13 protein-coding genes and 1 pseudogene are annotated in these 13141 nt (G+C 65.5%); 10 read left to right on the forward strand and 4 right to left on the reverse strand.

Annotation, left to right across the window (positions count from 1 at the left end; genetic code table 11):
- Positions 1–50: 50 nt before the first annotated feature.
- On the forward strand, positions 51–1730 hold the full coding sequence (locus tag AC1DYM_RS07765) for a ShlB/FhaC/HecB family hemolysin secretion/activation protein (protein WP_477337400.1): 1680 nt from the start codon (positions 51–53) through the stop codon (positions 1728–1730).
- Between the two features lie 158 nt (positions 1731–1888).
- On the opposite strand, the gene AC1DYM_RS07770 is transcribed toward AC1DYM_RS07765, so the two are convergent.
- Positions 1889–3427, reverse strand: a complete 1539-nt coding sequence (locus AC1DYM_RS07770; protein ID WP_477337401.1) for a DHA2 family efflux MFS transporter permease subunit — start codon at positions 3425–3427, stop codon at positions 1889–1891.
- Positions 3428–3520: 93 nt separating this feature from the next.
- On the opposite strand from AC1DYM_RS07770, the gene AC1DYM_RS07775 reads away from it, so the two are divergent.
- A complete protein-coding gene (locus AC1DYM_RS07775; RefSeq protein WP_477337402.1) occupies positions 3521–3655 on the forward strand; it encodes a hypothetical protein in 135 nt (44 codons plus the stop codon).
- Positions 3656–3679: 24 nt separating this feature from the next.
- Here the strand turns inward: AC1DYM_RS07775 and AC1DYM_RS07780 are convergent, their stop codons facing one another.
- Entirely contained in the window at positions 3680–4264 is a 585-nt protein-coding gene (locus AC1DYM_RS07780; RefSeq protein ID WP_477337403.1) for a methyltransferase family protein, read from the reverse strand.
- A 135-nt stretch (positions 4265–4399) separates the two neighbouring features.
- Here AC1DYM_RS07780 and AC1DYM_RS07785 point away from each other — a divergent pair, with 135 nt between their 5' ends.
- Positions 4400–4876 (forward strand): VOC family protein, encoded by a 477-nt coding sequence (locus AC1DYM_RS07785; RefSeq protein WP_477337404.1) that lies wholly within the window; start codon positions 4400–4402, stop codon positions 4874–4876.
- Between the two features lie 10 nt (positions 4877–4886).
- On the opposite strand, the gene AC1DYM_RS07790 is transcribed toward AC1DYM_RS07785, so the two are convergent.
- Entirely contained in the window at positions 4887–5765 is an 879-nt protein-coding gene (locus AC1DYM_RS07790) for an SDR family NAD(P)-dependent oxidoreductase (protein WP_477337405.1), read from the reverse strand.
- Positions 5766–5864: 99 nt separating this feature from the next.
- Here AC1DYM_RS07790 and AC1DYM_RS07795 point away from each other — a divergent pair, with 99 nt between their 5' ends.
- The 3 genes from AC1DYM_RS07795 to AC1DYM_RS07805 all read left to right on the forward strand — a co-directional run bounded on the left by AC1DYM_RS07795 (position 5865) and on the right by AC1DYM_RS07805 (position 9135).
- Positions 5865–6746 carry a LysR family transcriptional regulator gene (locus tag AC1DYM_RS07795; protein ID WP_477337406.1) on the forward strand — a complete coding sequence of 294 codons (882 nt, stop codon included), beginning with the start codon at positions 5865–5867 and terminating at the stop codon, positions 6744–6746.
- Positions 6747–6811: 65 nt separating this feature from the next.
- Positions 6812–7567, forward strand: a complete 756-nt coding sequence (locus AC1DYM_RS07800; RefSeq protein ID WP_477337407.1) for a DUF4339 domain-containing protein — start codon at positions 6812–6814, stop codon at positions 7565–7567.
- Positions 7568–7650: 83 nt separating this feature from the next.
- Positions 7651–9135 carry an alpha-L-fucosidase gene (locus AC1DYM_RS07805; protein ID WP_477337408.1) on the forward strand — a complete coding sequence of 495 codons (1485 nt, stop codon included), beginning with the start codon at positions 7651–7653 and terminating at the stop codon, positions 9133–9135.
- A gap of 88 nt (positions 9136–9223) precedes the next feature.
- On the opposite strand, the gene AC1DYM_RS07810 is transcribed toward AC1DYM_RS07805, so the two are convergent.
- The gene (locus AC1DYM_RS07810) at positions 9224–10048 is read right to left on the reverse strand and encodes an oxidoreductase (protein WP_477337409.1); all 825 of its coding nucleotides are present in this window, start codon (positions 10046–10048) and stop codon (positions 9224–9226) included.
- Between the two features lie 135 nt (positions 10049–10183).
- Between AC1DYM_RS07810 and AC1DYM_RS07815 the strand changes: the two are divergent.
- The 4 genes and pseudogenes from AC1DYM_RS07815 to AC1DYM_RS07830 all read left to right on the forward strand — a co-directional run bounded on the left by AC1DYM_RS07815 (position 10184) and on the right by AC1DYM_RS07830 (position 13042).
- Positions 10184–11050, forward strand: a pseudogene (locus AC1DYM_RS07815) (LysR family transcriptional regulator).
- 107 nt (positions 11051–11157) lie between these two features.
- On the forward strand, positions 11158–11424 hold the full coding sequence (locus tag AC1DYM_RS07820) for a DksA/TraR family C4-type zinc finger protein (RefSeq protein ID WP_477337410.1): 267 nt from the start codon (positions 11158–11160) through the stop codon (positions 11422–11424).
- 46 nt (positions 11425–11470) lie between these two features.
- The gene (locus AC1DYM_RS07825; protein ID WP_477337411.1) at positions 11471–12079 is read left to right on the forward strand and encodes a histidine phosphatase family protein; all 609 of its coding nucleotides are present in this window, start codon (positions 11471–11473) and stop codon (positions 12077–12079) included.
- A gap of 132 nt (positions 12080–12211) precedes the next feature.
- Positions 12212–13042, forward strand: coding sequence for an SDR family oxidoreductase (locus AC1DYM_RS07830; RefSeq protein WP_477337412.1), 831 nt, complete (start codon positions 12212–12214; stop codon positions 13040–13042).
- The last annotated feature ends 99 nt before the right edge of the window (positions 13043–13141 follow it).

Below are 13141 nucleotides of genomic sequence, written 5' to 3' on the forward strand. Positions count from 1 at the left end.
CCTCGCTCCGCGCCGCACGCCTTCATTCCCTCTTTCGTATCGAACTCCTGATGACCATGGCCATTCTCTCCAAGCGCGCCGCGAACGTTCTCGGTGCATGCATCCTCCTCGGGCTCGCTTCCACGGCTGGCGCGCAGGTCCGTCCGCCGCAGAGCGGCGATCTGTTGCGGCAGGTGCCCGTGACCCCGCCGCCGTCGAAGTCCGACGACACCGGTCTCAAGCTGACACCCCAGGCCAGAGCCGACCAGGGCGACAGCGCGCCCTTCCACGTGACGACCATCGAGATCACCGGGGCCACCCTGATCCCTGTGGACCAGTTGCATGCGCTGGTCGCGTCGGGCGAAGGCAAGGACATCACGCTGCGCGAGCTCAATGCGCTGGCCGACCGCATCACCGCCGAATACCGCGCGAAGGGTTACCCGCTCACGCTGGCCTATGTCCCCGCACAGACGCTCAGCGGTGGCACCGTGCGCATCGCCGTGCAGGAGGCGCGTCTGGGCAAGGTGGTGTTCGAGAACCATAGCGCCACGCACGACGGTCCCTTGAAGGCGACACTCGATCCACTCACCAGTGGTGCACCGATCAGCTCGCATGGTTTCGATCGCAGCCTGCTCCTGCTCGGTGACATCCCCGGAGTGATGGAGACCTCGGCACTCCGTCCCGGTGACGAGCCGGGCACCTCGGACCTCGCCGTTCGCGCTGACGACCGTCCGCGCTACACCGGTCTGGTCGCGCTCGACGACTACGGCAACCAGTACACCGGCCGTGCGCGGCTCACCGGCACGTTCAACGTCAACGGCCTGTTCCACCAGGGCGACCTGCTCGATGCCACCGCGCTGTCCGCGGGCTCGAACATGAATTACGGTCGTCTCGGTTACCGCTATCTCCTCAACGGCGAAGGCACGGTGCTTGGTGCCTCCGTCTCCTCGCTCGATTACAAGCTCAAGGGCGATCTGCGTGTCCTCGATGCGCACGGCACGGCACAGGTGGCCAGCCTGTTCGTCAGCCATCCGTTCATTCGGTCCACTGATGGAAATCTCTACGGCCAGCTTGGCTACGATCGTCGTCATCTCAACGATTCGATCGATATCGTCGGCTTGCGCACGCTGCGCCACACGTACGGCTGGACCGGCACCCTCGCTGGCGATCAGCGCGATGCGCATGGCGTCACCAACTTCAATGTGGCGGCGACCTATGGTTTGCTCGGATTCGACGATGCCTTCGCGCAGTTCATCGATGCGATCAGCGCGCAGACGAGAGGGCACTACCTTAAGTACACCGCTTCGATCAGCCGTCTGCAGCAGCTCTCCGAGAACAATGCGGTGTATCTCGGCGTCCAGGGCCAGTGGGCGAACAAGAACCTAGACACTGCCGAGCAGTTCTACCTCGGTGGCGCCAACAATGTCCGCGGCTACGACACCGGCGTGCTGGCGGGTACGCAGGGACAGATGGTCAACCTCGAGTTCCGTCGCAGCCTGCACCTCGGCCTGCCCGGTAGCCTGACGGCGCTGGTTTTCGCCGACGCCGGCCACGTGACGATCTACAAGGACCGGTTCGCACCGGGTACCAACAGCGCGCATATGCAAGACATCGGCCTAGGCATGCGCTGGCAGGGTGACGACCAGTGGTCGCTGAGCGCGGACGTGTCGCACCCGATCGGCGTGCGCCCCGAACTGGCCGGCGAGTCGCACGACACACGCGCCTGGGTGCAGATCCAGAAAGGCTTCTAAGCGAACCTCTCTCTGTAGGAGCCGATTCATCGGCGATAGGGTGCTCGCGATTACCCTGTGGGAGCCGCTTCAGCGGCGATCCCGCGGCAGCGGGCCAGATTTTCCGCGAGCACCCATCGCCGCTGAAGCGGCTCCCACATTTGCCGATGAATCCGCCCCTATATTTTCTTGACGGGGCGGATCATGAGGCCGGCTGCGATGGCGGAGAGCACGGCCAGCCCGGCCGACAGCAGCATCACCCGCCTGAACCCCGCAACGAACGCGGCGTCGATCACCTGCCGCGCCGCGTCGTTCGTCACCTGAATGCCCGCGAGCTTCGCCTTCTGCGCCATCACGCTCTGCACGACATCCGCGGGAATGCCTGACAACCCCGCCTGCAGCGCCGCATCGAAACCCTGCGTCAGCACGATCCCGAACACCGCGATAGCAAGCAGGCCAGCCACGCGAGAGACGGCGTTGTTCACACCCGAGGCCGTGCCGGCCAGCGCGGGATCGAGCGCGTTCATGACGGTGGTCGTCAGCGGCGCGATGGTGATGCTCATGCCCAGGCCGAGCACGCAGGCCGCCGGGAAGAACGTCGTCCAATAGGAACCACCGACGCCGGGCAGGGCGTAGAGCGCAAAGCCAGCGGCGGCGGTGGTCGGACCGACGATCAGCGGCAGGCGTGCGCCGACGACATCGACGAGCCGCCCGGTCCAGCGCGAGAGCAGGAACATGATGGCGATGAAGGGCAGCAGCGAGGCGCCCGCGGCTGTTGCGCCGTAACCCTGTACCTGGATCAGGTTCAGCGGAACGAAAAACATGCTGCCGCCGAGCGACGCGTAGAGCAGCAGGGTGAGCAGGTTGGCGCCAGCGAAGTCGCGATCGCGAAACAGTCCAAGGGGCAGCATCGGTGCGGCGATGCGCATCTCGACGATGACGAAGGCCACCAGTCCGACGATTCCGACGATCACTGAGGTCATCACGCCTGCGGAAAACCATCCCTGCAACGGCGCCTCGATGAAAGCGTAAACGACGCCCGCCAGGCCGATCGTCGCGAGGACGGCACCGGCGATATCGATGTGCCCGCTATTCATCCCCTTGCTTTCCGGCACCCGCCAGAAACAGACGACGACCAGCAGGATGCCGAGCGGGAGATTGACCAGGAACGCCCAGTGCCACGACGCGTGTTCAACGAGGAAGCCACCGAGGACGGGACCGATGGCGGCGGTGATGCCGCTGAACGCCGACCACGTCCCGATGGCGGCGCCACGTCGTTCCTTCGGGTAGGCCGAGCTGAGCAACGCGAGGCTGCCGGGAATGAGCAGCGCCGCGCCGAAACCCTGCAGGGCACGCATGCCGATCAGCCATGCCACGCTCACCGACGCGGCGCAGCCCAACGACGCGAGGGTAAACACGACCGCGCCGATGACGAAGACGCGCCGTCGCCCGTAGTGATCGCCGAGGACACCGCCCACCAGTAACAGGGCGGACACCAGCAGGACATAACTTTCCATCACCCACTGCGCGTCGGCGGTGGTCGCGTTCATGGCGCGCTGGATGGCGGGCAGCGCGACGTTCACGATGGTGCCGTCGACGAAGGCCATGCCCGAGCCGACCACGGCGGCGACCAGGGTCCAGCGACGCGCGGATTCGCTACAGGGGACCGCGTCGCTGCCGGTCGGGTCGTCGCAAGGAGGCGTATCGGGGTTGCTCATCGCTACAGCCTAGCGTGACAAGGGTCCGGCCGCCTTGGACATGACGTTGACAGCGCTAGTGATCTGCTTGAGATTCGCAACGCGGAGGCTGCCATGAAAGAGCGGGACACCTACGATGAACCGACCACCGGCTCCGGCGATCCCACGCACGGCGACGGTCCCAAGCCTGTCGAGCCCGTCAACACCGGCTCCGGCGATCCTCAACACAAGCCCGACCCGACAGCCTGAGCGTGGCACCGGGGCCAAGGCGTTTTAGAGGAGACCGGGTATCAGTGCCCTGGTCCGGCGTCTATATGCCGAGTACACCTCGCCGAACGTCTCGCCGAGCATGCGCTCCTCCATGCGCAGCTTGCGCCAGAACGAAGCGAACACGATCAGCACCGCGAAGATGCCGCGCACGTCCCCTACCTTCACGGCCGTGCCGATGAAGGCGAGCAGGATGCCGGTGTAAATGGGGTGGCGAACGTAACGGTACGCGCCTGTCTCGATCAGCTCATGGTCGCGCTTGATCTGCACCACGCTGCTCCAGTTACGTCCCAGCACCACGCGAGACCAGATCGCCAGCGCGACACCCGTCACGACGAGCACGAAAGCGATGGCGAAAAAAGGCACCGTGTGCGGCACGATGCCCTCGCGAAGCCAGGTGTGGCCGTACCATTCGCCGGGTCCGAGAAGGACGAAAGCGACGGCCAGCGGCAACCAATAAAGGGCCAGCCGGGTCAGCCACGGCTCGCCGCGCGCGGCGGTCTTGTTACCCCAGGCGCTCCATAGCCACCACACCAGCAGGACCCGCCAGGCGGTGTCGATGCCCTGCGCGAGCCATTGTTCCGTTGTCATCGCCATGCTCCTTTGCCCGGAGCATCCTAGGCGATGGCGGGGCGTGCCGGCCCCTGCCTTAAGTCCTGTCGATCCGCCTGTGGCCTATTCGACGTTTCCATGAGGGCCCATATCGCGGCCCTGGAGGAGCCTCCCATGTCAGGTCGTTTTCAGCGCATCACGCCTTTCCTCTGGTTCGATACCCAGGCCGAAGAGGCCGCGAACCACTACGTCTCGATTTTCCCGAACTCGCGGATCACCAGCGTTACCCGCTATACAAGGGAATCCGCGCAAGCGTCCGGCCGTCCGGTGGACTCGGTCATGACGGCCGCTTTTGAGCTCGACGGCCAGCAACTGACCGCGCTCAACGGCGGCCCGATCTTCACGTTTACCGAGGCGCTCTCGCTGGTCGTGCGCTGCCACGACCAGGCGGAGATCGACCACTACTGGGACAAGCTTTCCGCCGGTGGCGATCCGCAGGCACAAGCCTGTGGCTGGCTCAAGGACAAATACGGCCTGTCCTGGCAGATCGTGCCGGACGACATCGAGGCCCTGGTGCAGCACCCTGGCTCGGTCGCCGCCCTCATGCAGATGAAGAAGATCGACATCGCGGCGATGAAGGCGGCGGCCTGAGCTCTTCGTGCTACGCCTGCTTCCAGGCGGCCGCGGTTTCGCGTGCGAAATCGCGGTAGTTGCGCGGTGCGCGGCCGAGCAGCGAGGTCATGATGTCCGTCGCGGACGTCTTGGCCAGCATGCCGTCCGACTGGAAACGGGCGAGCATCAGGCGCAGGTCGTACGCCGCCCACGACGGCGCGTTGCGCGCGATCGCCGCCTCGGCGGCATCGAGGTCGTCACCGCCGTAGGCGACGGGGCGGGCGAGTATCTCGCTCCAGAGTTGCGCGGCCGATTCACCGGTGAGTGCGTCGGGCCCCGCCAGTTCGATCACTTCGCGCGGTAGCGCGCCGGAAGCACGCTCGCGACGGAGCAACGCGGCGGCGGCGATATCCGCGATGTCGCGGATATCCACCATCGACACGCCGACCTTGCCGAGCGCCATCGGGTACACCCCGTGCTCGGTGAGCGGCACCTGCAGGCTCGCGTCGTTCTGCATGAAGTACGAGGGGCGCAGCACCGTCGCGGGCAGGTCGAACTGTTCGATCGCACGCTCGATGGCGTACTTGACGGTGAAATGGGGTACGTCGGCAAAGCGATCGCCATTGAATACCGAGAGATAGACGATGCGGCGAATGCCGGCATCGCGGGCCAGGCCGAGCGTGGCCAGCCCCTGCGTCAGCTCGTCGGGCGTGACGGCATTGAGCAGGAAGAGGGTGTCGACGCCTTCGAGCGCGGCACGGACGGAGGCGACATCCGTGAGGTCGCCTGCCACGGCGCGAACGCCCTTCGGCGCCTTCAGGCTGTCCGGGTTGCGGGTGAGGGCGCGCACCTCGGCGCCGGCCTCGGCCAGTCGCGCGGTGACGGCAGAACCGATGTTGCCCGTGGCGCCAGTAACGAGAATGCTCATGATCAACTCCTGGGTGGTGGATGAATCCAAGAGTGGGCGTTCCATCTCGAGGACGAAAGCCGCAGAATCGGGACGCGTCGTCTCACTCATGGAACACGTATGGATTTGCTCGCCCTGGCCGATTTCGATGTCGTGGCGCTCCACGGCGGCTTCGGCGCGGCCACCCGCGCCACGGGGCGGCCCAAGGCGACGCTGTCCCGACGGGTCCGGGAGCTGGAAGACGCGCTCGGCGTCCGGCTGATCGAACGCGGTGCCCGGCCATTCCGGCTGACCGAGGAGGGCGCCACGTTGCACGCCGAGGCCCACGCCATGCTCGGTCGCATCGAAGACGTCGCCGAGGGTCTGGTGGCCCGGGCGGGCGCGCCGCGCGGCGCGCTTCGCGTCAGTGCGCCGGTGCTRTTCGCGCACCGCGGCCTCGGGCGGCTCGCGGCCCGGTTCGCGATGAATTACCCGGCCGTGCATCTCGAGGTGGTCGTCGACGATCGCTTCGTCGACCCGCTCAAGGAGGGCTTCGATGTCGTGATCCGCGCGAACCCCGCGCCCTCGACGGACCTCGCCGGTCGTTGCTTCCTGCGTGACCGCCTCGTCGTCGCCGCGGCCCCGTCGCTGCCACAGCCCGCGGACGGCGGAGCCTTCCCGGCCATCATGCTGGGTGGCAGCCAGCTGTCGGCATGGCGGCTCGTTGCCGAAGGGCGGACGAAGACGATGCTGCCGCAGGAGATCGTCCGCCTTTCGTCGATGGCCCTGGTGTATGACGCCGTGCGCGAAGGCGTCGGCGCGGCCATGATGCCGGCCTCGCTGATTCGCGACGACATCGCCAGCGGCGCATTGACCTCCTGGGGCGAGGTGGAGGGCCGGTCCATCGAAGTATGGGCGCTGTATCCACCGCAACGGCACGTGGCGGGCAAGGTCTCGGCCTTTGTCGGCATGCTCGTCGACCACTTCCGTGACGCATCGCCCGCGCATTTCGACACCCTCTGACGCGGTAGCCGTCGCTATGTATGATGGCCGCGCGGTGACCACCACACGGAAACAGGGGCAGGCGATTGGAAGACGCACAGATCTGGCTTGGCCTGAACGGCCAACGGTTCGGGCCGTACACCGGCGCAACCGTCAAACGCTGGCAGCAGCAGGGCATCCTCGACAGCGGCACGCTCTGCTGGCGCGAAGGCATGATGGAGTGGCTGCCGCTGGAAACCTTCCTGCGTGAGAACCCGGTGGCCGACACGGTCGGTGAGCCACCGTCGTTCGAAGCGCCGCCGCCGGGGCTGACGCCGCGCGCACCGGTCGCCGTCGCCCCGCGTGATGATGTGCCTGTCGCACCCTCGCTGCACTGGGGTTGGGTCGCCTTGCTCAGCGTGCTGACGCTGGGCATCTTCGTTCTTGTCTGGCTGTTCGTGCAGTCGACGTGGGTGAAGAAGATCGACCCGCGTAGCAGTGCGACGACGTACTTCATCATCGGAATCGCGTGTGGCTTTGCCGCGGGACTCGGCAATCGCTACACGGCGCTGGGTTATGGCTTGCAACTGGTCGACATCGTATTCATCTACGCGGGCTACTTCTCGATGTCCTCGTCGCTGAAGCGTTTCGGCATCGAACGCGGCCTGCCCATGGATATCGGCGGGGTGACGCTGTTCTTCTTCACGACCTGGTATCTGCAGGGGCAGCTGACCCGCATCGCCAACTGGCAGCGCACCGGCGTCATCGAAGACGCGCCCAAGGGCATCTTCTGGGTGCTGTACGCGGTGCTTCTGGTCCTGATCTTTTTCCTGGTCCTGATCGCGGTGCAATTATTCCGCTGAACGTCACGGAATATCCCGTTGCCGTTTGACAGCCACGGCGATGCCAGCGAAAGTCGGTCGTCATCCCATGCGGAGTGCGGCCGTTGAATCGACGTGAATTTGCCAAGACGCTGGCGATAGCCAGCGTCATCGGAAGTGGAACGTGGTCCGCCACGCAGGCCTTGGCCGCATCGGGCCCGGCGGCGCCAAAGCCATCGCCCAAGCCTGCGGGCGGGCATGTCGCGGTCGATCCGCAACGGCTCCAGGCCTTGCAACAAGCCTTTCTCGACCTTCGCTTCGGTATGTTCATCCACTTGAACATGGCCACCTTCGAAGAACGCGAATGGGGCGACCCAACGCTGTCACCGAAGCTCTTCGATCCGAAGCATCTCGACACGGACCAGTGGGCGAGGGCGGCGAAGTCGGCGAACATGGGCTACGCGTGCTTTACCACCAAGCATCACGACGGCTTCTGCCTCTGGCCGACAAAAACCGGCAGTGCCAACATCATGCAGTCGTCGTATCCGCATGACGTGGTTCGGCGTTACGTCGATTCGTTCCGCAAGGCGGGCCTGAAGGTCTGCCTGTACTTCTCCATTCTCGACCTGCGCGCCGATATCCGCGCGCGCACGGTCACGCCGGAGAAGATCGCGCTGATCAAGGCGCAGCTCACCGAGATCCTGACTCAGTACGGTCCGCTAACCGCGCTGATCCTCGACGGCTGGAATGCGGCCTGGTCGCGCATCTCCTATGCCGAGCTTCCGTACCGCGAGATCTACGACCTGGTGAAGACCTTGCAGCCCGACTGCCTGGTCACCGACCACAATGCCGGCAGCTACCCGGGCACGGCGCTCTACTACACCGACATCAAGCAGTACGAGCAGCACGCGGGCCAGAAGATCCCGCCGAACAGTCCCGTGCCTTCGCAATCGGGCACGACCTTGCAGAGCGACTGGTTCTGGAAGAAGGCGTATCCGACCTCGGAACTGGCGTCGGCACGAACCATCGTCGACGACTGGCTGCGACCGTTCAACGACAACCACTGCAACCTGATCCTCAACGTGGCGCCGAACCGCGACGGCCGTTTCGACGACAACGCGGTAGCCCGTCTCGCCGAGATCGGCACGCTGTGGAAGAATAGCGGACCCGCACCGACGATCGGACGCTCGGTGACCATCACCACGCCGGACCTCGCCGCCGGCAAGCCCGCGTGGGCCAGCGCCAGCGATGAGGCCGTCGGTCCGGACCAGGCCTTCGACGACAACTTCCGCAGTTACTGGCTGGCCGATCGTGGCAAGACCGACGCCTGGATCGAGGTGCGCTTCGAACAGCCGGTGTCGTTCAACACACTGTCGATCGTCGAGCCGCTCGGCGCCGAGGAGTACAGCGAGACGAGCCGTATCGCGAGCTACAAGGTGGAGGTGGAGCGCGACGGCGCATGGGTGGAGGTCGTTGCCGGTGTGAAGCCCGCGCACTATCAGTTTCATGAAGTGCCGCGGACCACGGCGAGTCGCGTGCGCTTGAGCGTTGTCGGTAAGCAACCGGGCATTACCGAGTTCGGTATCTACGACGAACCCCGCGCCGGCTGACGCCGGCATCGCCGATAAATCGGCTCCTACCAGGCAAGGCGCACCCCGCTCGGTAGGAGCCGATTCATCGGCGATCGCTCTCGACGAATCAAAAATCGGTCGACAACGCCAGCTCCCTCCACTGCGCCAACTCCTCGGCGACCAGGCGATTCTTCGCCTCGATACGCGCCACCGTATCGCTTCCCAGCGGCAGCCTGACCGGCGGCTGCTCGGCATCGGCCAGCACCATCAGCGCCTTGGCCAACATCGCGGGATTGCCCGGCTGTGCGTGGTTCACATCGGTCGCGAGGCGGCGCATCGCACCCACGGTTTCATCGTAATCCTCGATCACGTTCGCCGAGCGATGCAGCGAGCGCTCGTCGAGGAAGTCGGTGCGGAAGAAGCCCGGCTCCACCACCGTCGCGTGGATGCCGAGCGGTTTCAGCTCCATGGCCATCGCTTCGGTGATGCCTTCGATGGCGAACTTGGTCGAACCATAAACACCCCAGCCCTGGTAGGCGCTGTAACCGCCGATGGACGAGATGTTCATCACATGGCCGGCGCGCTGACGACGCATGTGCGGAAGGACGGCCCGGGTCACCGCCAACACACCGAAGACGTTGGTCCGGTACTGATTGACGATCTCCTCGGCGCTGGCTTCTTCCACGGCGGAGAGCAGGCCATAGCCGGCGTTGTTGACCAGCACATCGATCCGGCCGAAGCGGCGCACGGCCTCGGCGGCGGCCGCGTGGGCCTGTTGTTCGTCCGTCACGTCGAGCGGCAGGGCCAGCAGGCGAGGCTGATCCGCATAGCGTGCGATCAGCTCGGAGGGATCGCGGGTGGTAGCGACGACGTTGTCACCGCGCGAAAGGGCTTCTTCAACAATCAGGGCGCCAAAACCACGGCCGGCGCCGGTAATGAACCAGGTACGCATGATGACTTCTCCTAGCGGGTGGGGTGAGTGCGTGGAGAGAGTCTGGGCCGACGGCTTTCATGTGATAATCCCAAAAGAATCGCATGGGTTTATGAGGAGCATTCAATAATGCGTGGCATCAAGCCAGCCGACCTCATGAGCTTTCTCGCCGTGGCACGGCAACTCAGCTTCAGCCGGGCGGCTGTGGACCTCGGCGTCTCGCCCTCGGCGCTGAGCCACACCATTCGCGGTATCGAAGAACGCCTCGGCGTCCGGCTGCTCAATCGCACCACGCGCAGCGTGGCCCTGACCGAGGCTGGCGAGCGCCTCGTCGGCAGGATCGGTCCGGCGTTTCGCGACATCGACGACGCCCTCGACGACCTCAATGCTTCGCAGGGTCGGGTGGCCGGCAAGCTGCGCATCAGCGTCGGCCTTATCGCTGCGCGGCTCGCGGTCATGCCCCTGGTGACCCGCTTCATCGCCGCCCACCCGGACGTCGAAGTGGAGATCGTCAGTGACGACGCGCTGATCGATGTGGTGTCGGAGGGCTTCGACGTGGGCGTGCGTTTYGGCGAACGCATCGAAGGCGACATGATCGCCGTGCCATTGGTGCCGCGCATGCGCTCGGCCGTGGTGGCGACGCCCGAGGTATTCGCGAGGTACGGCAAACCCGTCACGCCCGAGGACCTGCGTGGCCTGCCGTGCATCTGACAACGCTTTCCCAGCGGCGCGATGTACCACTGGGATTTCGAACGCGGCGGCATCGAGCTGGAGATCCACGTGGACGGCCCGCTGATCCTGCGCGAGATGAGCCTTTGTGCGCAGGCGGCGCTGGATGGCGCCGGCCTCGCTTTCGTGTTCGAGAAAGCCGTGGAAGACGATATCGCGGCGGGACGTCTGGTGCGCGTTCTCGAAGACTGGTGTCAGTATCACCCGGGGTTGTTTCTCTATTACCCGGGGCGGCGACAGTTGCCTGCGGTGCTCAAGGCGTTCGTGGACTTTGTGCGGGCGTCTCCGGGCTGACGAGAGCATCGCCGATGAATCGGCTCCTACCGAGCACGGCACGCCCTTTAAAACCAAGGACTTGCCACCATGTCGGGAGCTTGAGGCAAGCCACCGGGAGGTGATCCATGGCAACCGGATGGGCGGGCGATACCGCCGTGCAGGACCAGATCGACGCGACCATCGACGACGCGGTGAAGCGGGCACGCAGCCACCTGCCCAAGGGGCCGAGCCTCGAGCGCTGCGAGGCGTGCGACAAGCCGATTCCCGAAGCACGCCGCAACGCCGTGCCTGGCGTGCGCCTGTGCGTGCCCTGCCAGGAAGAGGCCGATCGCGAGGAAGCCAGCTTCAGCGGATACAACCGCCGTGGCAGCAAGGACAGCCAGCTCCGTTGAAGGGACTAAACTACGCAGCTCCCCACCCCTGCACGGACCCCACGCGATGCTCGAACACCTGATCCTCGCCCGCCACGGCGAGACGGAATGGAACATCGCGGGCCGCGCGCAGGGCCGTGCCGATAGCCCGCTCACGGCGGCCGGCATCGAGCAGGCACGCGCCCTCGGCCGCACGCTCGCCGCACGCGGCGTCGAGCATGTCGTCTCATCGACGCTCGGTCGCGCCATGCACACCGCCCAGGTGGTCGCGGAGATCATCGGCTGCGCAGTGAGTGTCGACGAACGCTTCGTCGAAAGGGCCTTCGGCGAACTGGAAGGACGCTTCGTTGCCGAGGCCCTCGTCGAGGATCCCCAATGGGCCGCGGTCGTTCGTGGTCACGATCCGCTCGCCGCGGCCGGCGGCAGCGAATCCTTGCACGAGGTCGCACAGCGCGCTCTTCCCGCGCTCGAGGCCGTTTGCGCGCTGCCGTACCGAAGCGTCGCCGTCATCACCCATGGCCATTGCCTCACGGCCCTGCTTGGCGCCCTGCGCGACGGCGGCGACTACGCCAGCTATCGCCACGGCAACTGCGCGTACACGCCGCTCATGGTGGCCGGTGGCGCCTATGTGGTCGACCGCTGGAACCTCGACAGTCAGGTGCTCGTCGAAGCCTGATCCTGCCGTCCCGGGATTGTCCTGTCTCGTGCATCGATTCATCCGCGATCTGGCGGATAGTCTTGTCGCGCCTTCGGCCCTAGCTTTCCTCGTGACCCGCCGCGTTTCGTGGCGAACTCCATGAGGCAGCGCATGAACACCACCTGGTTTATCACTGGCACGTCCTCCGGCTTCGGCCGTCTCCTGACCGAGAAGCTGCTCGCTCGCGGTGATCGCGTCGCGGCCACGCTGCGCCAACCCGGCGCCCTCGACGATCTCAAGGCGACCCACGGCGATCGCCTGTGGATCACGACGATGGACCTGACCGATACGGCATCCATCCGGCGCAGCGTCGATGCCGCGTTCGCCGCCCTGGGGCGCATCGATGTCGTCGTCAACAACGCCGGCTACGGCCTGTTCGGCACGGCGGAAGAGGTCACCGACGAGCAGATCCGTCACCTGCTCAAGACCAACCTGATCGGTTCTATCCAGGTCATTCGCGCCGCCATCCCGAAGTTGCGCGACCAAGGTGGCGGTCGCATCGTGCAGGTATCCTCGGAAGGCGGCCAGATCGCCTATCCCAACTTCAGCCTCTATCACGCGTCGAAGTGGGGTATCGAGGGCTTCGTCGAATCCGTGCTGCAGGAAGTGACGTCCTTCGGCATCGAGTTCCTCATCGTCGAGCCGGGCCCGTCGAAAACGGACTTCGGCAAGGGTCTTGTCCGCCCCGAACCCATGGCGATCTACGACGACACGCCGGCCGGGGAACTGCGTCGCGGCATCGACTCCGGCGCGTTCACGCTGCGCGGCAATCCGGCGAAGATGGTCGACTCGATGATCGAAACGATCGACGCGACCGTCATGCCGCGTCGCCTGACTCTGGGCGGCGATGCTTACGCGCATGTCGATGCGGGCCTCAGCGCGCGACTGGATGAGCTCCGCGCGCAACGTGACGTCGCTTACGCCGCCGACGACGACGCGTAACGTTTGGTGTAACAAAACAGAAATAACTGATTGCAAAAGGATTTTCTAAAGTATCGTTGCGCTCGGCCGTTACCCCTCGCAGTTCCCCGGCCCTCCGAT

Source organism: Luteibacter sp. P1_D3, assembly GCF_056406135.1.